The organism is Pseudonocardia halophobica (assembly GCF_027922425.1).
Classification (GTDB): domain Bacteria; phylum Actinomycetota; class Actinomycetes; order Mycobacteriales; family Pseudonocardiaceae; genus Pseudonocardia; species Pseudonocardia halophobica.
Window position 1 is genome coordinate 42,038 of the sequence record NZ_BSFQ01000038.1, and the last position, 21,207, is coordinate 63,244.

Sequence of the window (21,207 nt, forward strand, 5' to 3'; positions counted from 1 at the left end):
CCTCGACGGTCAGCTGGTGGCCCTACCGCGGCGGGAGTACGGCGCCCCGTCGATCCGCGACCGGTGCGGTAGCGCGCGTGCCCGCCCTGGCCCGATTCGCCCGCGCCCCTGCGCTGCCACCCTCGGGACACCGCACCGAGGAGGGGACATGACGACCGTGACCGCCCGCCCGCGCGCCGGGCGCGACCCGATGCGCCTGCCCGTGCCGCGCCGGGTTCGCCTGGGCCTGCTCGTGGTGCACATCGTCGCGACGGCGGCGTGGATCGGGCTCGACGTCGCCCTCGCGGTCCTGGTCTTCGTGCCGATGCTCGACGCGTCGTGGACCGCGGTCTGCCACCAGGTGCTGCCGCTGCTGTTCTGGCCCCTGCTCACGACGGCGCTGCTGAGCCTGGTCAGCGGGACCGCTCTGGGGCTCGTCACGCGCTGGGGGCTGGTCCGGCACTGGTGGGTGGCGGTCAAGCTGGTGATGAACCTGCTGCTCGTGACGCTGATCGTGGTGCTGCTGGGGCCCGGGCTGGCGGACGCCGGGAGGCACGGCCGGGCCCTCGCCGCGGGCCTGCCCGACGTCGGCGAGGTCCCGCGGCTGTTCATGCCCCCGAGCGTGTCGATCACCCTGCTGGTCCTGGCCACGGTGCTGTCCGTGTGGAAGCCGCGCGGCCGGGTCCGGAAGACCTGATCAGCCGACGTGCCGGATCCGCGGCCACAGCGCGGACCAGTTCGCCACCGGGTCCCGGCACACCCACACCGTCCGGCCCTGCTCCTGGTTGTCGAGGCCCACGCCGTTGTCGATCACCGCGGCCGGCTCCACCGAGGCGAACCACTGCCGCAGGACCGCGGGCCCGTAGCCGACGGCCACGGCGGTGGTGGCGTCGTCGGGCGGCGGCCCCCAGTCCGCGTAGGAGTTGTGCCCGCTGACCACCGGGATCCCCGGCGCGTACCGCTGCACCGCCCCGGCCTCGCCGTAGTTGCCGGTCAGCACCACGGTCCCGGGTGGTTGCGCGGCGATCACCCCGGAGACCGTCGAGGTGAGCTCCGGCCATCCCACCGTCTCGCCGACGTCGGCCACCATCGCCGTGACCGGGGTGTCCTTCAGCTCGGCGACCGGGACGACGGGCAGCATCAGCACGACGTTGGTCAGCGCACTCAGCACGAGGGCACCGCCGAGCAGGCCGGCCCGCGCGCGCCCGGCCCGCGCCCAGCGCAGGACCGGCGCCGCGCCCGCGGCCAGCAGCACGGGGTAGAGCCCGCAGAGGTAGTACGGCTTGCCGCCGGTGGCCATGACGAGCACCACCAGCACCGCGTAGGCGACGGGGAAGAGCCGGTACCGCCGGCTGCGCCAGAGCGCCACGAGCCCGGCGACCCAGACCGGCACGAGCAGCGGCGAGACCAGCACCACCTGGAAGGGGACGACGAGCCACCACGGCTCGCTCGAGGTCGACCCACCGGCCGCGATCGACCTCGACAGTGCCAGCTGCGGCCACCCGTGCAGCGCCTGCCACACGAGGTACGGGGTCCACAGCGCGACGGCGAGCAGGCCCGCGCCCCAGAACCACGGATCACGCAGCGGCCGCCGCGGGCCCGCGACCACCAGACCGACGAGGAGGCCGAACAGCAGGAGGGCCACGAGCACCTTGTTCTGCAGCCCGATGCCCGCGGCGAGCCCGACGAGGAGCCACCGCGGCCCGCCCGTGGGCAACGCCCGCACCGCGAGCCAGGCGACCACCGCCCAGGCCAGCAGGTCGAACGTGGTGGTCGAGAGCAGGTGGCCGGTCTGCAGCACGATCGCCGAGACCGCGACGCAACCGGCCGCCAGGACCTGGGCGCCCCGGTGGCCGCCGAACTCGCGGGCCAGCAGGGCGGTGACCACCACGAGCAGGCCCATGAACAGGGCAGGTAGTACCCGCAGCCCCACGAGCGAGTCCCCGGCCACCGCCGTGGCCAGCCGCGCGAACAACGGCGTGAGCGGGCCCTGGTCCACGTAGCCCCAGGCGGGGTGCCGGGCGGCGGCGAGGAAGTAGAGCTCGTCCCGGTGGTAGCCGTAGCCCCCGGCCGCGACCAGCAGGACCACCACGAGCAGCGCGGCGATCGCCCGTACGGCGCCTCGGGCGAAGGGCGGGCGCCCGGCTGTGTCCTCGGTCGCACTCGGTGACTGCATCTCGTTCGCCGGAGGCACCTCCGCCCGGCCGAAGCGCGGCGTTTCGGATTCGGAAGCCGTGCCCGATCGGGGTGCACTCATCCCCGTGTCGGGAAGCGCTTGTCACGAAGCGTGACACGGCCAAAGGATATGCGGCCAAACGGGTCATGATTCACTGCAAAGAGTGACAGCCTTCGGAGGGATGAGGTTGACATTCGCGCCGGAGCATGCCCGAAGAGAGCAATATCCTTACCGAAAGTAATGCCATACACACGATGGTGGTAAATGGCTCGGTAGTTCGGTCGGGGGCCGGATAGCTTTTCCGTCATCAGCGGGGCTCCCCAAGTCACACGCTGAAACACGATGGGTCCATCAACCGGATCCCCGTACGTAACAGGAGAAGCACTGTGCTGAAGAAGGCTGGGATCGTCACCGTCGGCGTCGCTGCGAGCCTCGTTGCGGTGTCCCCGCTCGCGTTCGCCGGTGAGAAGGGCCACGGCCACCACGAGGCCGACAAGGACATCAAGAACGTCGGTGTGATCAGCGACGGCGGCTCGTCCGCCAACGGCCTCATCGCCGTGAACGCGCTGAACGACGCCGAGGTCCTCAAGAACGTCAACGTCTGCGGCGTGGACGTCGACGCGGCCCTCAGCGTGCTGGGCATCCTGGGCGGCCAGGCCGTCAACGACGCCGCCCCGAACAGCACCTCGTGCGACGCCGGCGACGCCACGGTCCTCAACCAGGACTGATTGCGAGACGCTCAGCGTCCAACCGGGGATGACGCACCGGACCCGCTTTCCGGGTCCGGTGCGTCCCTGCGTTCTCGGCCCCTTTCCCGCCGCGCCCCGAGATTTCTCGTCGGCGCCGCGGAAACGGCTCAGGAACCGGGCGGCAGCTCCATCGGCAGCCCGAAGAACTCGAAGAGCTTGGCGTCGAGGAACGTGCTGATCCCGGCGATCCGGTCGCCCTCGATCCGCAACACCTGCAGGCCCCACGGCCGGTGCACGCCGTCCGGGTGCAGCCGGTACTGCCCGAACGCCGGAGCGCCGTTGGCGAAGGTGGGCAGCATCCGCGAACCGCGGCACGCCGCTCCCGGGCCCAGCATCCAGGCGAGGATGTCGTCCCGGCCCTTGAGCCAGAGCTCGAGCGGGGGCATGTTCTGCTCGGCGTCCTCGTGCAGCAGTGCCACCAGCGCCTGCATGTCGTAGCTCTCGAACGCCGCCACGTACTTGGCGAGCAGCTCCACGTGCTCCTCGGGCGGCGGGGACGACGCCGCCTCGTCCGCCTCGCCGATCCCGCGGTCGTCGAGCGTGGCCCGTGCCCGCTGCAGGGCGCTGTTGACCGACGCCACCGACGTGCCGAGCAGCTCGGCCACCTCGGCCGCCTTCCAGCACAGCACCTCGCGCAGGATCAGCACGACCCGCTGCTTCGGCGGCAGGTGCTGCAGCGCGGCCACGAACGCCAGCCGGATCGACTCCCGGGCCACGGCGGTGTCCGCCGGGTCCGACCCGGACGGGGTGACCCGCGCGTCGGGCATCGGCTCGAGCCACGTGTCGTCCGGCAGCGGCTCGCGCAGGTTCTCCGCCCTCGGTTCGGACGGCCCCCCGAAGTCCATCGGCACCGCCCGGCGCTTGCGCCCGTTCAGCGCGTCGATGCAGACGTTCGTGGCGATGCGGTACACCCACGAGCGCAGCGAGGAGCGCCCGTCGAACTTGTCCAGGGCCCGCCAGGCCCTGATCATCGTCTCCTGCACCGCGTCCTCGGCCTCGAACGAGGAGCCGAGCATGCGGTAGCTGTAGCCGGTCAGCTCGGCGCGGAAGCGCTCGAGCTGCGCCTCCAGCTCCGTGCGGTCCGGCGGCGTCGACACCGCGGCCGACGTGGTCGTCGTCGCGCTCATGACCCGGGTCCCCCCTCGGCTCGGCGGGCCGGAGTGGGAGTGTCCGGCCTCACCCACGTGAGTGTGCCCGCTCCCCCCGACAAAATCAGGTGCGTATCGGCGACCCGTCCGTTTCCGACCGCCCGGCGGCCGGACGGACCCCGACGGGGCACGGTCGTCGACGCTCCCCGTGATCTCGCGAGGACCCCGGGTGACGACGTGGAAGCGAAACCACGGGTGGGGGCACGAGCGCCGGCTGCTCAGCGGCGTGCCCCGACCCGGGGCCGCACCTTCTCCTACTCGATGCGGGGGGACCTCACTTGACCGTGTAGCCGGCGTCGACCGGCAGCGTCACCCCCGTGATGTAGCGGGCCTCGTCCGAGGCGAGGAAGAGGATCGCGTTGGAGATGTCGATCGGCTCGACCCACGGCACCGGCAGCGCGTTCGTCGACTCGAAGATCGGGGCGGCGGACTCCCGGGTCGGGTTCGGGTTCTCCGGGTCGAACAGGCCCCAGGTCTTCTCGTTCTGGATCATGACCGTGTCCACGCCCGTCGGGTGCACCGTGTTGCAGCGGATGGAGTGCGCGGCGAACTCGTTCGCGATCGTCCGCATGATCCCGACGACGCCGTGCTTGGCCGCCGTGTAGTGCACCGTGTTCGGCGTGCCCTTGAGTCCCGCGGTGGAGCTGGTGATCACGATCGAGCCGCCGCGGCCGCCGTCGACCAGGTGGGGCAGCGCGGCCCGGCAGGTGTTCCAGACGCCGGTCAGGTTGATGTCGATCATCTCGCGCCAGGCCGCGTCGGTGAGCTCGAGCGCCGGCTGGATCTCGAAGACGCCGGCGTTGGCGCACACGATGTCCAGCCGCCCGAGCTCGGCGACCCCGGCGTCGACCGCCGCCTGCAGCGCGTCCGGGTCCCGGACGTCGGCCTTGGTGGTGAGCACCCGCCGGTCGAGCTCCTCGATCAGCCGCGCGGTCTCCGCCAGGTCCTCCTCGGTGGCCGGCGGGTACATCTCGATGCTCTTCACCGGCTCGCAGATGTCGACGGCGATGATGTCCGCGCCCTCCTGCGCGAGCCGGAGCGCGTGGCTGCGGCCCTGGTTGCGGGCGGCGCCGGTGACGAACGCGACCTTCCCCTCGACGCGCCCGGTCATCGGACGACGAACCCGGCGTCGACGGGCAGGGTCGTGCCGGTGACGTAGCGGCCCTCGTCGGACACCAGCCAGGCGATGGCGTTGCTGACGTCCCGCGCCTCGATCACCGGGACGTCCATGAGGTTCGCGAGGGCGTCGCCGACGTCCGCGGACTCCTCCAGGAACTTCTCGACGACCGGGTTCACGATCATCGGCGTGTTGACGCCGGTCGGGTGCACGGAGTTGACCCGGATGTTGTGCGGCGCCAGCCAGTGCGAGAACGTCCGCATGAGCCCGACGACGCCGTGCTTGGCCGCGCAGTACCCGTCCATCGCGCCGCTGCCGTCGCCACCCCGGCCGGTGAGGCCCTGGGTGGAGCTGGTCAGCACGATCGCGCCGCCCCGGCCCTGCTCGATCATGGTGGGCGCGGCCGCGTGCACGGTGTTCCAGACGCCGGTCAGGTTGATGTCGATCAGGGTGCGGAAGACGGCGGCCTCGTTCCCGTCCTCGGCCGTCCCGATCGACGCGATGCCGGCGTTCGCCAGCACGATGTCGACGCCGCCCAGTGCCGCGACGCCGTCCGCCACCGCCGCGTTCAGCGCCTTCTCGTCGCGGACGTCGGCCACGTGGGCCACGATCCGGCGATCGAGCTTCTCGACCTCCGCGACCGTCTCGTCCAGGTCCGCCCTGGACGACATGGGGTAGGCGACCGTCTCCACCTGCGCACAGATGTCGACGGCGATGATGTCCGCGCCCTCCTCGGCGAGCCGCAGTGCATGGCTGCGTCCCTGCCCGCGCGCGGCTCCGGTCACCAGGGCGACCTTGCCCTCCAACTTGCCCACGTGTTGCTCCTCCCGGCTTCGTCGCCGTCGGCTGTCGACCGGTTGGTAGACGACCGGCCGCACTGCACCGGGCAGGTAACGCCGTGCCCGGTCGTACGATGACCTCGACGACGGGTGCCGCGTGAGCCCGGTCTCACCGACGTTAGCCCGGCATCCCCGGGCGGAGGAAGGGTCGATGTCCGCTGTTGCTGAAGATCCCGGGGCGGGCACGCGTCGCGCCGGGCGCCGACCGGTGACGAGTCGCTCGGAGATCGAGCACATCGCCCTGGACCTGTTCAGCGAGCGCGGCTTCGACACCACGACGGTCGACGACGTCGCGCACGCCGCCGGGATCGGCCGGCACACCTTCTTCCGTTACTACGCGTCGAAGAACGACGTGCCGTGGGGCGCGTTCGACGAGATGCTCGACCGCATGCGGGAGCGCTTCGCCGCGCTGCCCGCGGAGGTGCCGGTCATGGAGGGCATCCGCGCCACGGTCCTCGACTTCAACGACGTCCCGGCGGACGAGCAGCCGTGGCACCGGCAGCGGCTGCGGCTGATCCTCGAGACGCCGACGCTGCAGGCCCACTCCACGCTGCGGTACGCCGAGTGGCGGCGGGTGGTCGCGGACTACGCGGGGGAGCGGCTGGGGCAACCCGCCACCGCCCTGCTCCCGCGCACCCTCGGCCACGTCTGCCTCGGCGCCGCCCTCTCCGCCTACGAGCAGTGGCTCCGCTCCGAGAACGTCGAGCTCAGGGACCTGCTCGACGAGGTCATGCACGCCCTGGAGAACGGCTTCGCCGACACCCGCGTGAACTGACCGCGAGTCGGGAGAAGTGGCGCCGCGGGTCGGGAGAAGTGGCACCGCGGGTCGGGAGAAGTGGCGCCGCGGGTCGGGAGAAGTGGCACCGCGGGTCGGGAGAAGTGGCGCCGCGGGTCGGGAGAAGTGGCGCCGCGGGTCGGGAGAAGTGGCGCCGCGAGTCGCGCTGTGTGAGTCGAGCAGTCGCCTCCCGCGAGTCGCGCGGGCTGGCGCCAGGGCGGGTCGCCTTCGTGATCATTGCGAGTGGGACGTGGATGCGGCTCGGGCGACCAGAACGTCACCCTCGCGGTGATCAGCAGGCGAGAGATCGTCGCGAGTGGTGACTGAGGGCTGTCCAGGGGACCGTGGCGTCACTCTCGTGACGATCACGAGGAAGATCGCTGGTTGTGGTACATATCGGCCGCAGGTAGCCCGGATCCACCGCGAGCGGTGATCATGTGCGCCTCGCGGCGTGTTCCGGCGGGCGGTGGCTACGGCACGAAGCCGTGGGCCAAGGCCTGCGAGTGCTCGGCTTGCCTCGAGCCGGGCGCCACGGCCGTCATGACGGTGGCGAGTGGTGCGTGATGGCTGCTCGTCCGACCGTGGTGTCACTCTCGAAGTGATCCTGAGGCTGATCGTCGGTTGCGGTGCACGGCGGCCACAGGCGGCTGGGATCTACCGCAAACGGTGATCATGGTGGGACTCGCGACCATTTCGGCTGGTGTGGTTGCGGCACACAGGCAAGTCGGCGGTCGAGGCCTGCGAGCGGCCCTGGCGTGCCGCGAGCAGAGCGCCTCGGCACTCATGATCGTTGCAAGCGGGGTGTGAGGGCTGGTCGGGCGACCGTCACTGCACTCTCGTGGCGATCACCCAACCCGTCGGCGCCACTTCAGGGGGGCGGGCGTGACGCGGCCCGGTCGCCGAGGAGCCGGGCGACCGGGCCACGAGGTGTGCGGGGTCCGGTCAGCCGACCGGGGCCGTGGGGGCGGTGTCGCCCGGGGCCGCGGGTGCCGGGGCGGGCACGGCGGCCGCGGGGTCCGGGGCCGGCGGGAGGGCCGGGTCGGGAACCGCGGGGAGGGCCGGGTCGGCGGGCAGTGCCGGGACGGCCGGGGCGTCGACCGGCAGCGCGGGGTCGACCGGCAGCGCGGCGCCGGGGTCGGGGATCGGCGGGAGGGCCGGGTCGGGGACCGCGGGCGCGGGGTCGGCCGGGAGCGGGGGGACCGCGGGGGCGTCGACCGGGAGGGCCGGGTCGACGGGCAGAGCCGGGTCCGCGGGCAGGGCCGGGTTCGCGGGCAGGGCCGGGTTCGCGGGCAGGGCCGGGTTCGCGGGCAGGGCCGGGTCCGCGGGCAGGGCCGGGTCGACGGGGAGAGCGGCTCCCGGGTCAGGCACGGCCGGCGGGGCCGGCAGCGGCGGGAGCTGCGCCGGGTCGGCGGCGGTGACCTCCTGCTGGGCGACCGGGGCAGCGGCCGCTGGGTCGCCCACCGTCGGCACGGCACCCGCCGGATCACCCACCGCCGCAGCCGCCGCGGCCGGGTCGCCCACCGCCGGGACAGCGGCAGCCGGGTCGCCCACCGCCGGGACAGCGGCAGCCGGGTCGCCCACCGCCGGGTCAGCCGCGGCCGGGTCGCCCACCGCCGGGACAGCGGCAGCCGGGTCGCCCACCGCCGGGACAGCGGCAGCCGTGTCGGCCGCCGCCGAGAGAGCAGCCGGGTCGGCCGCCGCCGGGAGGGCAGCCGGGTCGGCGGCGACGGGCAGGGTCGCTGCGTCGGACGGGACGGCCACCGGCACGGGGACGACGGCCGTCGGGTCCGGCGGGACCACGCCACCGAGCAGGCCGGGCAGGAGACCCTGCAGGCCCTGCAGGACGTCGTTGAGCAGGCCGCCCACCGGCGTCTCCGGCACGGCCGGCACGACGGGTACCGCCGGTACCGCCGGTAACGCGGGTACGGCCGGCGCGGCGACCGGGGGCAGCTGGTCGGCGACGGGTGCGGCGGACGCCGTCCCCGCTCCGAGGACGGCGACGCTGCCGCCGGTCGCCACCGCGACGAGCGAGAGCGCGATCTTCTTCCGCACGGCAAGCCTCCTGATGATCACCCGGCGGGACGGGCGAATCATGCGAAGGGGCCGTGCGGGCTGACCAGAGCCCCACCTCGGGAGCACCATTACCGCACTCACTCTGCGTGAGAGCAGCCGAGTCTGACCACTCGAACCGGCGACCCCGGGCCGGGTGACGCACCCGGCCGTCGTCGCACGGGCGGGCGACGAGGCGCCCGGGCGCGCACGACCCGACGTCACCCGAGGGCGTACGACTGCGATCACCCTCACCCGGTCGGGCGCGGTGTCACCGAACGTGGAGCGGTCTGCCCCGGTCGATCACACCGCGTGCTCGACGGCGGTGCCCCGCGAGAGCCGGTCGAGGCGCCGGGTGGTCGGCCAGCGGACGGAGTGTGCCCACCCGAACACCTCGAAGATGCGGATCAGCCGGGCGGAGATGTCGACCTGCCCGCGCTTGGCGCCGTGCCGGGCGCAGGTGGGGTCGGCGTGGTGGAGGTTGTGCCACGACTCGCCGAAGGAGAGCAGGGCCAGCCACCAGACGTTGGCCGACCGGTCGCGCGCGGCGAAGGGGCGGTCGCCCCAGATGTGGCACACCGAGTTGATCGACCAGGTGACGTGGTGCAGCAGCGCCACCCGCACGAGACCGGCCCACAGCAGCGCTGTCAGCGCGCCGCCGACCGACCAGGTGAGCAGTCCGCCGAGCAGCCCCGGCAACAGCAGGCTGGTGAGGGCGAACCAAAGGAAGTTGTCGCCGACGCGCCGGATGGCGGGGTCGGCGAGCAGGTCCGGCGCGAAGCGGCGGGCGTTGGTCTTGTCGCGCTCGAGCAGCCAGCCCATGTGCGAGTGCCAGAACCCCTTGACCAGCGCGCGCGGCCCGGTGCCGTACAGCCAGGGCGAGTGCGGGTCGCCCTCCTTGTCGGAGTAGGCGTGGTGCCGGCGGTGGTCGGCGACCCAGGACACGACACTGCCCTGCAGGGCCAACGAGCCCGCGACGGCCAGCGCGACCCGCAGCCCGCGGCGCGCCTTGAACGAGCCGTGGGTGAAGTGCCGGTGGTAACCGACCGTCACGCCCAGTCCGCTGACCATGTAGAAGACGACGAAGAGGGCCACGTCGACCCAGCCGAGTCCCCATCCCCAGGCGACGGGGACCGCGGCGGCGACGGCCAGCAGCGGGACGATCATGAACGCGATGACGAGCACGTGTTCGAGGGTCGAGCGACGGCCCTCGGTGGCCGGCTCGGCGGCACGACTCTGCGGGCGGTCGGGGGCGAGGCTGGTCATACGGGCGCCTTCAACGTCGAGGGGTCGGTCGGGGGAGGACCGGCTCCGGCCTCGTCGCGGCGGCGGAGGTCCGCCACGCGACGTGCTGTCGTGTCTTCCCTGCCGGCCCGTCGCGATCGCGGCCGTAGGTCACGGTAGCGCAACGAACCGGACAAGGCCGTGTTGCGGAGATGTCCGTCGGGCGAACGGGAGATCTGCGTCCGGCGTCACGTCCGACCGTGGTAGCGTTCGACCCGGTTGCAGTCGTGTCTTCCTCGATCGTTGAGACAGCGTGCGTGGAACGTGTGACAGCGAGCTCCGCACGTGTGGTCGGGGGACCTGTCCTCTCCCACCGTCGGTCTCCGCGCAACCTCCGGCCGTCGACATGTCGGCCGGATCCGTTCAGTGTGTGGGAGAAAAAAGCTATGCCGCAGGGCACCGTCAAGTGGTTCAACGCCGAGAAGGGCTTCGGCTTCATCGCCACCGACGACAACGGGCCGGACGTCTTCGTCCACTACTCGGCCATCCAGAGCAACGGCTTCCGGACCCTCGAGGAGAACCAGCGCGTCTCCTTCGAGGCCAGCCAGGGCGCCAAGGGCCCGCAGGCCGACTCGGTCACCCCGCTCTGAGCGGCATCTGAGTCTTCTGCTGCCGGCGATCCTCTCGGGGTCGCCGGCAGCGGCGTTCTCAGGCCACGGTGTCCCCGGGCCGCGGTGCCGTCAGTCCTCGAGGCCCCGCAGCCACGCGCAGGTCAGCGCCAGGCCCTCGTCGATCCCGCGCGGCGCGAAGCCCAGCGCGCGGGCGCCCGCGTCGTCGACGTGGACCGGCGGGAACCTGCCGTAGACCTCCGAACGGCGGGCGAAGGTCGACGCGTCGGGCCCGAGCTCGGAGCCCGGCGGGAGCGTCCGGACCCGGTGCGGGGTCCCGAGCATCTCGGCGGCACCGTTCAGCACCCGACCGAACGGCGCGACCTCGCCGCACACCACGTACCGCCGCCCCGGCTCGCCCCGGTCCAGGGCGAGCAGCACGCCCTCCGCGGCGTCCTCCGCCAGCACCCAGCCGATCGGGGCGTCGACGACCTCGGTGATCTCCCCACGCGCCAGGAACCGCAACAGCCCGTTGTAGCTCTGCGGCCCGGCCGGGCTGGGCCCGTAGATGCTGACCGGCACCACGATCGACGCGTCGATCCCCTCCGCGCCGAGCACGAGCGCGTCGGCCTCGGCCTTGGTCCGCGAGTAGGGGTCGGTGAGGACCGGCGGGCCCGACGGCCGCTCGCCCACCAGCCCCGACGCGTCCATCACGGCCGCGCTGCTGCTCACGTGCACGAGCCGGCGCACCCCGGCCCGGCGCATCGCCTCCAGCACGGCCCGGGTCCCGTCGACGTTCACGGCCCGGATCTCCTCGGCCGTGCCGCCGACGACCCCGGCGAGGTGCAGGACCGCGTCGACGCCCTTCAGCGCGGCGTCGAGCGAGCCGGGGTCGCCGAGCCGCCCGACGGCCGTCGGGACGCCCTCGGGCAGCAGGGTGGCGGCCCGGGCGGGGTCGCGCACGAGCGCCCGGACCGGCCGGCCGCGCCGGGCCAGCAGGGCGACGAGCGTGCTTCCGAGGAATCCGGTGGCACCGGTGACGAGCAGCATGGCCCCATCATCGCCGTAGGGCCGTTCGCCGTGTGCCCGTGCGCCGATCGGTCGCAACCTCGAACGGAGTAGCCGCCGATCCCCGGCCGGCGACCGGTGGGCCGCCGACCACCGGTGGGTGACGGACCGGTCGTCGGTGGCGTCCGCCACTCACCTCTGCGTCACGTGCGGTCACCGCGAGCGACCGGCTAACACGAACCCGGTGCCCGCCGATGGTGTTGCATGTGATGTGAGCGACGCCCGGAAGGGCGCGCCGGGTCACGGGTGATCGGTACGGAAGAGGAGATGAGCCGGATGTCGTGGTGGGACAGCTACCGGGCCGTCTACGGCGCGGAGCTGCGGGCGGCCGCCGTCGAGTACGTCGAGCACGGGTGGCCGCTGGTGCCGGGCCCGGGCGCGGACGTCCTGCTCGACACGGGCACGGTGCTCGACGTGATCGAGGTGCCCGCCGAGCTCGGCCGGCAGGTGTGCGCCACGCTGCGTGACCGCGGGATGGTCGTCCCGGTCGCCGCGACGCCGCACGACACGTGGTGGTTCCCGATGACCCCGAACCACCAGCTGCCCGCGGAGCTGTCCCTGCACACGGACGTCGTGCTCCACACGGACGGCATCGGGGTGCTCGCCCCGCCCACCGAACGGCCCGACGGCTGGGTCCAGTGGCGGGTGCGCCCCTCCTTCACCGGCTACGAGGTGCCCGACGCCGCCGTGATCGTCGACGCCGTCCAGGCCGCCGTGCGGCTGCGGTCGGCCGTGGTGCGGCAGCCGGAGACCGTCGGCCGCGCGAGCTAGCCGCTCCCCAGGACCCGGCCGGGTCCGACGGACCACCGTCGGGCCCGGCCGTCGCCATCTCGGGCTGCCATTTCTCAGGTTCGGGCCCGCGCGCCGTTCCGCCGACGGGCACTATGAACCCGTGAGTTCCGACCGTGCCCTCGCCACCGCGCCGTCGCGGCCCGCTGGCGGCAGCAGCATCCCGGCCGGGCTGGGCCTCGGCCCGGAGGCCGAGGAGCAGAAGCGCCGCGACCTGCGGAAGATGAAGCTCGTCGCCACCGGCTTCCTGCTCGGCGCCACGGTGGTGTTCTTCGTGATGCGCTACCTGGAGCTGCACCAGGCGCAGGCCTGGGCCGGGTACGTCCGGGCCGCCGCCGAGGCGGGCATGGTCGGCGCGCTGGCGGACTGGTTCGCGGTCACGGCCCTGTTCAAGCGGCCGCTCGGGCTGCCGATCCCGCACACCGCGATCATCCCGCGCAAGAAGGACACGATCGGCGACAGCCTCGGCGACTTCGTCGGCGAGAACTTCCTGTCCGAGGACGTGGTGCGGGAGAAGCTCGGCCGCGTCGAGGTGTCGTACCGGGTCGGCAGCTGGATCGGGCAGCGGCAGCACGCCGAGCGGATCACCGCCGAGCTGGCCACCGCGGCCCGCGGCCTGGTCACCGTGCTGCGCGACGACGTCGTCCAGGACCTCATCGAGCAGGTCCTGGTCCGCAAGCTGCTGGAGAAGGAGGTCGGGCCGCCGCTCGGCAAGATCCTCGAGGGGATCCTCGTCGACGGCGCCCACCGTCACCTGGTCGACCTCGTGTGCGACCGCGCCTACGACTGGGTCACCGCCAACCAGGAGATGGTGCTGCGGGTCGTGCACGACCGCGCCCCCATGTGGACGCCGCGGTTCGTCGACGACCTCGTCGCGGACAAGCTGTTCAACGAGGTCCAGGGCTACGCGTGGGCGGTCAAGACCGACCCGGAGCACCCGCTGCGGCACGCCATCGACCGCTTCCTCGCCGAGTTCGCCCGGGACCTGCAGAGCGACCCGAAGACGATCGCGCGGGCGGAGCAGGTCAAGCAGCAGATCGTCGACCACCCGGACGTCCAGAAGTTCATCGGGCAGGCCTGGGGCGTGGTCAAGGGCATGATCCTCGACGCCGCGGAGGACCCGTCGAGCGAGCTGCGGGCCCGGGTGCGCGACGGGCTGGTCTCGCTCGGCGCCCGGCTGTCCGGCGACGCCGAGCTGCGGGCCCGCCTCGACGGTTGGCTCGCCGACGCCGCGGGCTACGTGGTGCGGCACTACCGGCGCGAGATCACCACGCTGATCACCGACACGGTCGCGCGCTGGGACGCGGAGGAGACCTCCCGCAAGATCGAGCTGCAGGTCGGCCGCGACCTGCAGTTCATCCGGATCAACGGCACGGTCGTCGGTGCCCTGGCCGGCCTGGTGATCTACACCGTGTCCCAGCTGGTCTTCTGAGGTCGTGAGTGGCGATGGTCGCTATGGCGACCATCGCCACTCACAGGGTGGTGCCCACGGCCAGGCCCAGACCCGCGGCGCCGAGCCCGGCCATGACGGAGCCGACGGCGTTGAGCACGGCGAGCAGGCGCCGGCCCTCCCGGGCGAGGCCGACGGTCTCCCAGCCGAAGGTCGAGTAGGTGGTCAGCGCCCCGCAGAACCCCGTGCCGACCAGCGCGGTCACCGCCGGCGACGTGGCGGCCCCCGCCACCGTCCCGAGCACGAACGAGCCCACGACGTTGATCGTGAAGGTGCCCCACGGGAAGCCCGTCGCGTGCCGCGACTGCACGAGCCGGTCGGTGAGGTAGCGGGCCGGGGCGCCGACGGCCGCGCCGAGCACCACGAGCAGCGGGGTCACCGGCCGAACCTCCGCGCCGCCGCGGCGCCGAGCCAGGTCGCCGCCACGGCCGCGACGAGCGTTCCGGCCAGGTAGGCGACGGCGAGGCCGACGTGCCCGCCCAGCAGGAGGTGCTGGGCGTCGACCGAGAAGGTCGAGAAGGTGGTGAAGCCGCCGAGGACCCCGGTCGCGAGGAACGGCCGCACCAGCGGGTGGGCCGTGCGGAGCTCGGTGACGACCACGAGCAGGACGCCGATCGCGAGGCAGCCGGACACGTTGATGAGGAAGGTCCCCCACGGGAAGGCGCCGGGCGTGGTCGGCAGCCCGAGGCCCACGCCCCAGCGGGCCAGGGCCCCGAGCGCGCCCCCGACCGCGACGGCCACGGTGGCCCGGCCCTGCCCGCGCAGCGGTGCGACGACCGGTGGGCGGGCCGCGGCGTCCGGCGGCGGGGTGCCGTGCACGTCGACACCCTAGAGGGCGGCCGGCGGCCCTGATCCACGCCCGACCGAGCTGATCGATCCAGATCGTGACGAGGGCCACGCCACCTGCGCAAGCATCCCGCTTGCAGCAGCTAGCACGGCCGCGTACGGTCGATCGTGTCCGGGGGAGGTGAGCGTATGTCGGACGACAAGCCGTTGATCGACCAGGCCGTGGGTCAGGTGGGTCACGTCGTCGAGAAGACCGTGGACGACATCGGCTCCTACATCCGCTCCCAACGCGAGGCCGCCCAGGTCTCGTTGCGGCAGCTCGCCCGGACGGCCGGCGTCAGCAACCCGTACCTCAGCCAGATCGAGCGCGGACTGCGCAGACCGTCGGCCGAGATCCTGCAGCAGATCGCGAAGGGGCTGCGGATCTCCGCCGAGGCGCTCTACGTCAAGGCGGGGATCCTCGAGGAGCGGCCTGCCAGCGTCGTCACCGACGCGGTCCTGTCCGACGCCTCCCTCACGGAGCGCCAGAAGCAGGTTCTTCTCGACATCTACCAGTCCTTCCGGCGGGAGAACGACCTACAGGTCGATCCCGACGTCCCGACCGAACAGAGGAAGTGATCACCATGGCCGTGTCGCTGCCGACCGCCGCGGACGTCCGCAAGGTCCGCGAGCAGGCTGCCAAGTCCGCCGCCGAGCAGGCGGAGACCGTCAAGACGCCGCTGCTGGCGGTGCTGGGTGCCGGCGAGTACGCGTACTCGAGCATCCTCGGCGCCTACAGCAACGCCAGGACCGCCGCGACCGCCCAGGCCGAGGCCGCCCAGAAGTTCGCCTCCGAGCTGCCCGGCGAGATCGAGGGCCTGCGCGGCAAGCTGACCACCGAGGAGCTGCGCAAGGTCGTCGAGCTGTGGCGCGCCCGTGCGGAGAAGGCCTACGCCGACCTCGCCCGCCACGGTGCGGGTACCTGGTCCGAGATCCGCGAGCAGCCGCAGGTCAAGCAGGCCTTCACCCAGGTCGAGGAGCTGACCGGCAAGTTCGACGCCCGGGTCGACGCCCTCGTCGACGACGCGCACGACGCCGCCGAGAAGGCCCTCTCGACCCTGACCCGCCAGACCCGTTCGGTCGGCGAGAAGGTGGCCGTCCGCACGCAGAAGGCCGCCGACGAGGTCGCCGAGACCATCACCGAGGTCTCCGCGGACGCGTCGAAGGTCGTCGCCGAGGCGGGCCAGGACGCCGCGAAGGCCGTCGACGAGGCCGGTGACGAGGCCGCCGCCACCACGCGCAGCACCACGCGCCGCGCGGCGAGCCGCACCGCCCCGGTGACCGAGCCGGCTCCGCAGACCGAGACCGCGCCGCGGAGCGAGACCCCGGCCGCGAAGGCCGCGACCCCGGCGAAGACCGCGCCGAAGGCCGCGACCCGCAAGCCGGCCACCCGGCGCCCGGGCCCGGCCAAGTCCGACAGCTGACGCGTCCCGCGTCCCGACGGCCCCGGAGCAGCCCGCTCCGGGGCCGTCGGTCTCTGCGGGGACACCGCTCACGGTGTGCGGGTATGTCCTGATCCCGCCGCCGCACGTAGTCTGGACCGGTGAACGTGTTCACCATGCTCGACCGCCTGGTGCTGTGCGTGATCGGCATCGTGGTCGCGGTGTGCTCGGGTTACGCCTTCGTGCACGCCGTCCGCCAGCGTGCCGACGCCTTCCAGGCGGCCAGCAAGCTGACCAAGAACGCCTGGCTGGGCATCACCGGCGCGGCCGCGCTGTTCCTGCTGGTCATCCCCATCTTCGGGGTGATCTCGTCGCCCAGCCTGCTCGGCGTCGTCGCCTCCTTCCAGGGGCTGCGCAGCGAGCTCACGCTGTTCTGGCTGGCCGGCACCGTCGCGATGCTGGTCTACCTGGTCGACGTCAAGCCGGCCGTCGTCGCCGCCTCGCGGGGTGGCAACAGCTGGTGAGCGTGCTCGGCAGCCTGACCCCGCTCCCCGCCGCCGACCACCCCGAACTGCTCGCCGAACCCGTCGTCAAGGCGCTGTCGCGGCTGCCCGACGCGAGCGGTGTGCTGGTCGCGGAGATCGACCCCGACCTGGCCGACACCGCCGCCTTCTGCGAGGCCTACTCCTCCCCGCCCGAGTTCTCGGCGAACTGCGTGGTCGTGTCGGGCAAGCGGTCCGGCGAGGTCCGGTACGCCGCCTGCCTGGTCCTCGCGACCACGCGCGCGGACGTGAACGGCGTGGTCAAGCGCAGGCTGGACGTCCGCAAGGCCTCCTTCGCCCCGATGGACGAGGCCGTCGAGCTCACCGGCATGGAGTACGGCGGCATCACCCCGCTCGGCCTGCCCGAGGGCTGGCCGCTCCTGATCGCGCCCGAGGTCGCCGCCGCCGAGGCCGTGGTCGTGGGCAGCGGGATCCGGGGCTCCAAGCTCGCCGTCCCGGGTGCCGTGCTCACCGCACTCCCCGGTGCCGAGGTCGTGGAGGACCTGGCCCGACCGGCCTGAGTCGCCCTCGCTCAAGGTTCCTGCGTTCACCCACAGCGGACTTACTTGAACGCTGGAATGAGGCTTGCGGTGTAAGCGTTGACCGGGGCATGACACAGACGCTGAAGCTGCCGGTGCTTCCGCTGACCGACTCGGTGGTGCTGCCCGGCATGGTGGTGCCCGTCCGGCTCGACGCTCCGGAGGTTCAGGCCGCGGTCGACGCCGCGGAGGGCAAGAAGGTCCTCGTCGTCCCCCGCCTCGACGGGAAGTACGCCGCGATCGGTGTGGTCGCGGTCCTGGAACAGATCGGCAGGCTCCCGAACGGGGACCGGGCCGCCGTGGTCCGCGGTGAGACGCGAGCCCGCATCGGGTCGGGGGTGACCGGCCCGGGCTCGGCCCTGTGGGTGGAGGCCGAGACGGTCGACGACTCGCCCGTGACAGGCCGGACCCACGAGCTGGCCAAGGAGTACAAGGCCCTGGTCGTCGGGATCCTGCAGCAGCGCAACGCGTGGCAGGTGATCGACTCCGTCCAGCAGACGACGGACCCGGGGCAGCTGGCCGACCTGGCCGGCTGGGCGAGCTGGCTCGACAACTCCCACAAGCTGGAGCTGCTCGCCGAGACCGACGTGACCCGCCGGCTGGAGAAGCTCCTCGAGTGGACGAAGGAGCACGTCGCCGAGCAGGAGGTCACCGAGAAGATCTCGAACGACGTCCGCGAGGGCATGGAGAAGCAGCAGCGCGAGTTCCTGCTGCGCCAGCAGCTCGCCGCGATCCGCAAGGAGCTCGGTGAGGGCGACCCCGAGGGCGAGGACGACTACCGTGCCCGCGTCGAGGCCGCCGACCTGCCCGAGCACGTCCGCAAGGCCGCGCTGACCGAGGTCGGCAAGCTGGAGCGGGCGTCGGACCAGAGCCCGGAGTCGGGCTGGATCCGGACCTGGCTGGACACGATCCTCGACATGCCGTGGCACGAGACCACCGTCGACACCGACGACCTGGTCGAGGCCCGGCGGATCCTGGACGCCGACCACGCCGGCCTCGACGACGTCAAGGAGCGGCTGGTCGAGTTCCTCGCCGTCCGCTCGCGGCGCAACCGCAAGGGCCTGGACACCGTCGGCGGCCGCGGCTCGGGTGCCGTGCTGGCGCTCGTCGGGCCGCCCGGCGTCGGCAAGACGTCGCTGGGTGAGTCCGTGGCCCGCGCGCTCGGCCGCAAGTTCGTCCGCGTCGCCCTGGGCGGCGTGCGCGACGAGGCGGAGATCCGCGGCCACCGGCGCACCTACGTCGGCGCGCTGCCCGGCCGCATCGTCCGCGCGGTCCGCGAGGCCGGCACGATGAACCCCGTCGTGCTGCTCGACGAGATCGACAAGGTCGGCAGCGACTACCGCGGCGACCCGTCCGCGGCCCTGCTCGAGGTGCTCGACCCGGCGCAGAACCACACGTTCCGCGACCACTACCTCGAGGTGGACCTGGACCTGTCGAACGTGCTGTTCCTCGCGACCGCGAACGTCGGCGAGGCCATCCCGGGCCCGCTGGCGGACCGCATGGAGGTCGTGACGCTCGACGGCTACACCGAGCAGGAGAAGATCGCGATCGCCCGCGACCACCTGCTGCCGCGGCAGGTCGAGAAGGCCGGCCTGGAGCCGACGGACGTCGAGTTCTCCGAGGTCGCGCTGGGCATGATCGCCGCCGAGTACACCCGCGAGGCGGGCGTGCGGCAGCTGGAGCGGGGCCTGGCCAAGGTCCTGCGGAAGGCCGCCGTCGGGCTCGACTCGGGGCAGGAGGCGCCGATCCACGTCGACGCCGACACCCTGGTCAAGTACCTGGGCCGGCCGAAGTTCACCCCGGAGTCGGCGGAGCGCACCTCCGTCCCGGGCGTGGCGACCGGCCTGGCGGTGACCGGCGCGGGCGGCGACGTCCTGTTCATCGAGGCCACCAAGATGGACGGCGACCCCGGCCTGACGATCACCGGCCAGCTCGGTGAGGTCATGACCGAGTCGGTGTCGATCGCCCTGTCCTACCTGCGCTCGCGCGGGCTGGCCGGGGACCTGGCGTCGAAGAAGCTGCACGTGCACGTCCCCGCGGGTGCGGTCCCGAAGGACGGCCCGTCGGCCGGCGTCACGATGACGACGGCGCTGGCGTCGCTCGCCTCCGGACGTCCGGTGCGGTCGTCGGTCGGCATGACCGGCGAGGTCACGCTGCAGGGCAAGGTGCTCCCGATCGGCGGGGTCAAGCAGAAGCTGCTGGCCGCGCACCGGGCGGGCCTGACCGACGTGATCATCCCGAAGCGCAACGAGCCCGACCTCGACGACCTGCCGGAGTCGGTCCGCGGTGAGCTCCGGGTGCACCCGGTCGCCGACGTGAGCGAGGTCCTCGAGATCGCGCTCGAGCCGGTGGAGCAGCGTACCGCCGCCTGACCTGCACGAATCCGGACGGCGCCCCTCGACGAGGGGCGCCATCCGGCGTTCTCGGTATCCGTGATCGTCCTCACACGCTCTTCCTCGGGCGGAGTTCCGACACCGAGGAGGGCGAATGACGAGCACGGCACGGTACGACGTCGAGGCGCTGCGGGCCCGGATGGGCGGGGCCGTCCTGCTGCCCGGGGACGACGGGTACGACGAGGCCCGGTCGGTGTGGAACGGTGAGATCGACAAGCGGCCCGCGGTGATCGCGCGCTGCACCGGCCCCGACGACGTCGCCGCGGCGCTCCGGTACGCCCGCGAGGAGGGCCTCGAGGTGGCCGTGCGCGGGGGCGGGCACGGGTACTGGGGCGCGGCCGTGCCCGAGCGCGGGCTGATGATCGACCTCAGCCCGCTCGACTCCGTGGTCGTCGATCCGCAGGCCCGGCGGGCCCGCTGCGGCGGGGGCGCGAAGCTGGCGCAGCTCGACGCCGCCACCCAGGCCCACGGCCTCGCGACGCCCGCCGGGACGGTGAGCCACACCGGCGTCGGCGGGCTCACGCTCGGCGGCGGATTCGGGTGGCTGTCCCGGCTGCACGGCCTCTCGATCGACAACCTCGAGTCGGCCGAGATCGTCCTGGCCGACGGACAGTGCGTGCGGGCGAGCGCGACCGAGCACCCGGACCTGTTCTGGGCGATCCGCGGGGGCGGCGGCAACTTCGGCGTGGTGACCGAGTTCGAGTTCCGGCTGCACCCGGTCGGGCCGATGGTCCACCTGGGCCTGCTGTTCGTGGAGCAGGAGCGGGCGGCGCACGCCCTGCGCGCGGCACGGGACTGGTTCGACGGGGTGCCGGAGGGGATCAGCCCGGCGGTCGCGTGCATCGCGGCCCCGCCGACGCCGATCGTCCCGCAGGAGCACCACTTCCGGCGCGGCGTCGGCGTGATCGTCGTCGGCTTCGGCGGCGCGGAGGAACACGCGGCCGCGGTCGTACCGCTGCGGGAGGCGCTCGACCCGCTGTTCGAGGTGCTGACGCCCATCCCGTACGTCGGGCTGCAGCAGATGCTCGACGAGGCCCAGCCCTGGGGGATCCGCGCGTACACGAAGGGCCTCTACCTCGACGCGATGCCGGACGAGGTCGTCGACACCCTGGCCGAGCGGCTGCCCGGCATGACGTCGCCGCTGTCCGAGGTGCTGATCTTCCCGTTCGGCGGTGGGTACGCCGAGGTCGGCGACGACGACACGGCGTTCGGCGGCAGCCGAAGCCTCCGGTACGTCGTCGCGATCGATGCGATCGCGCCGGACCCCGAGACCATGGCGATCGAGCGCGCCTGGGTGCGCGACACCTGGGACGCCCTGCGTCCCGCCGCCGTCGGCTCGGGCTCCTACGTGAACCTCATGGCGGAGACCCCGGAGGACGCCCTCCGCTCGGCCTACGGCGCGCGGAAGTTCGAGCGGCTCGCGCAGATCAAGGCGAAGTACGACCCGGGCAACGTCTTCCACGTCAACGCGAACATCAAGCCTGCCTGACCCGCGCGGACGGCGCCCTTCTCCGAGGGGCGCCGTCCCCGGGGCAGGAAGTACGTACAGCCCGAG

General features: G+C 73.0%; 21 protein-coding genes. 12 read left to right on the forward strand and 9 right to left on the reverse strand.

Annotation, left to right across the window (positions count from 1 at the left end):
- Positions 1-148: 148 nt before the first annotated feature.
- Positions 149-676, forward strand: a complete 528-nt coding sequence (locus PKE99_RS30225) for a hypothetical protein (RefSeq protein WP_063739858.1) — start codon at positions 149-151, stop codon at positions 674-676.
- On the opposite strand, the gene PKE99_RS30230 is transcribed toward PKE99_RS30225, so the two are convergent.
- Positions 677-2,155: a glycosyltransferase family 39 protein gene (locus PKE99_RS30230; protein ID WP_037051440.1), complete on the reverse strand. Its 1,479-nt coding sequence runs from the start codon at positions 2,153-2,155 to the stop codon at positions 677-679.
- A 386-nt stretch (positions 2,156-2,541) separates the two neighbouring features.
- Between PKE99_RS30230 and PKE99_RS30235 the strand changes: the two genes are divergently transcribed.
- On the forward strand, positions 2,542-2,883 hold the full coding sequence (locus PKE99_RS30235; RefSeq protein ID WP_037051439.1) for a hypothetical protein: 342 nt from the start codon (positions 2,542-2,544) through the stop codon (positions 2,881-2,883).
- A gap of 128 nt (positions 2,884-3,011) precedes the next feature.
- Here PKE99_RS30235 and PKE99_RS30240 read toward each other — a convergent pair whose 3' ends face one another.
- From PKE99_RS30240 to PKE99_RS30250, 3 genes are all read right to left on the reverse strand, one after another.
- Entirely contained in the window at positions 3,012-4,031 is a 1,020-nt protein-coding gene (locus tag PKE99_RS30240; RefSeq protein WP_051738067.1) for a sigma-70 family RNA polymerase sigma factor, read from the reverse strand.
- A gap of 295 nt (positions 4,032-4,326) precedes the next feature.
- Positions 4,327-5,163: a mycofactocin-coupled SDR family oxidoreductase gene (locus PKE99_RS30245; protein ID WP_037051437.1), complete on the reverse strand. Its 837-nt coding sequence runs from the start codon at positions 5,161-5,163 to the stop codon at positions 4,327-4,329.
- Complete coding sequence (locus PKE99_RS30250) at positions 5,160-5,984, reverse strand: mycofactocin-coupled SDR family oxidoreductase (protein ID WP_037051436.1); 825 nt, start codon at positions 5,982-5,984, stop codon at positions 5,160-5,162. Before PKE99_RS30250 ends, PKE99_RS30245 begins: the two co-directional genes overlap by 4 nt.
- Before the next feature lie 175 nt (positions 5,985-6,159).
- On the opposite strand from PKE99_RS30250, the gene mftR reads away from it, so the two are divergent.
- Positions 6,160-6,783: a mycofactocin system transcriptional regulator MftR gene (mftR, locus tag PKE99_RS30255; RefSeq protein ID WP_271214943.1), complete on the forward strand. Its 624-nt coding sequence runs from the start codon at positions 6,160-6,162 to the stop codon at positions 6,781-6,783.
- A 942-nt stretch (positions 6,784-7,725) separates the two neighbouring features.
- Here the strand turns inward: mftR and PKE99_RS30260 are convergent.
- Positions 7,726-8,835 (reverse strand): hypothetical protein, encoded by a 1,110-nt coding sequence (locus PKE99_RS30260; RefSeq protein ID WP_037051434.1) that lies wholly within the window; start codon positions 8,833-8,835, stop codon positions 7,726-7,728.
- A 300-nt stretch (positions 8,836-9,135) separates the two neighbouring features.
- Entirely contained in the window at positions 9,136-9,999 is an 864-nt protein-coding gene (locus tag PKE99_RS30265) for an acyl-CoA desaturase (RefSeq protein ID WP_425566408.1), read from the reverse strand.
- Between the two features lie 503 nt (positions 10,000-10,502).
- Between PKE99_RS30265 and PKE99_RS30270 the strand changes: the two genes are divergently transcribed.
- Positions 10,503-10,706, forward strand: coding sequence for a cold-shock protein (locus PKE99_RS30270; RefSeq protein ID WP_037051431.1), 204 nt, complete (start codon positions 10,503-10,505; stop codon positions 10,704-10,706).
- A gap of 90 nt (positions 10,707-10,796) precedes the next feature.
- Here the strand turns inward: PKE99_RS30270 and PKE99_RS30275 are convergent, their stop codons facing one another.
- Positions 10,797-11,714, reverse strand: a complete 918-nt coding sequence (locus tag PKE99_RS30275; protein ID WP_037051429.1) for an NAD-dependent epimerase/dehydratase family protein — start codon at positions 11,712-11,714, stop codon at positions 10,797-10,799.
- Positions 11,715-11,999: 285 nt separating this feature from the next.
- Between PKE99_RS30275 and PKE99_RS30280 the strand changes: the two genes are divergently transcribed.
- The gene (locus tag PKE99_RS30280; protein ID WP_156067993.1) at positions 12,000-12,503 is read left to right on the forward strand and encodes a hypothetical protein; all 504 of its coding nucleotides are present in this window, start codon (positions 12,000-12,002) and stop codon (positions 12,501-12,503) included.
- A gap of 241 nt (positions 12,504-12,744) precedes the next feature.
- Positions 12,745-13,953, forward strand: a complete 1,209-nt coding sequence (locus PKE99_RS30285; RefSeq protein WP_081924606.1) for a DUF445 domain-containing protein — start codon at positions 12,745-12,747, stop codon at positions 13,951-13,953.
- A gap of 40 nt (positions 13,954-13,993) precedes the next feature.
- Here the strand turns inward: PKE99_RS30285 and crcB (PKE99_RS30290) are convergent, their stop codons facing one another.
- Both crcB (PKE99_RS30290) and crcB (PKE99_RS30295) read right to left on the reverse strand, forming a co-directional pair.
- Complete coding sequence (gene crcB / locus PKE99_RS30290) at positions 13,994-14,350, reverse strand: fluoride efflux transporter CrcB (protein WP_037051428.1); 357 nt, start codon at positions 14,348-14,350, stop codon at positions 13,994-13,996.
- Positions 14,347-14,790 (reverse strand): fluoride efflux transporter CrcB, encoded by a 444-nt coding sequence (gene crcB / locus PKE99_RS30295; protein ID WP_037051426.1) that lies wholly within the window; start codon positions 14,788-14,790, stop codon positions 14,347-14,349. Before crcB (PKE99_RS30295) ends, crcB (PKE99_RS30290) begins: the two co-directional genes overlap by 4 nt.
- Positions 14,791-14,946: 156 nt before the next feature.
- Between crcB (PKE99_RS30295) and PKE99_RS30300 the strand changes: the two genes are divergently transcribed.
- The 6 genes from PKE99_RS30300 (at position 14,947) to PKE99_RS30325 (ending at position 21,141) form a co-directional block, all read left to right on the forward strand.
- Entirely contained in the window at positions 14,947-15,375 is a 429-nt protein-coding gene (locus PKE99_RS30300) for a helix-turn-helix domain-containing protein (RefSeq protein WP_037051424.1), read from the forward strand.
- 5 nt (positions 15,376-15,380) lie between these two features.
- On the forward strand, positions 15,381-16,220 hold the full coding sequence (locus PKE99_RS30305; RefSeq protein WP_156067991.1) for a hypothetical protein: 840 nt from the start codon (positions 15,381-15,383) through the stop codon (positions 16,218-16,220).
- A 134-nt stretch (positions 16,221-16,354) separates the two neighbouring features.
- Positions 16,355-16,702 (forward strand): DUF2516 family protein, encoded by a 348-nt coding sequence (locus PKE99_RS30310; protein ID WP_063739861.1) that lies wholly within the window; start codon positions 16,355-16,357, stop codon positions 16,700-16,702.
- A complete protein-coding gene (locus PKE99_RS30315; RefSeq protein WP_425566403.1) occupies positions 16,699-17,241 on the forward strand; it encodes a YbaK/EbsC family protein in 543 nt (180 codons plus the stop codon). The genes PKE99_RS30310 and PKE99_RS30315 overlap by 4 nt, the downstream gene beginning before the upstream one ends.
- An 89-nt stretch (positions 17,242-17,330) precedes the next feature.
- Entirely contained in the window at positions 17,331-19,631 is a 2,301-nt protein-coding gene (gene lon, locus PKE99_RS30320; RefSeq protein WP_037051420.1) for an endopeptidase La, read from the forward strand.
- A 115-nt stretch (positions 19,632-19,746) separates the two neighbouring features.
- Complete coding sequence (locus PKE99_RS30325; RefSeq protein ID WP_037051417.1) at positions 19,747-21,141, forward strand: FAD-binding oxidoreductase; 1,395 nt, start codon at positions 19,747-19,749, stop codon at positions 21,139-21,141.
- Positions 21,142-21,207 lie beyond the last annotated feature (66 nt).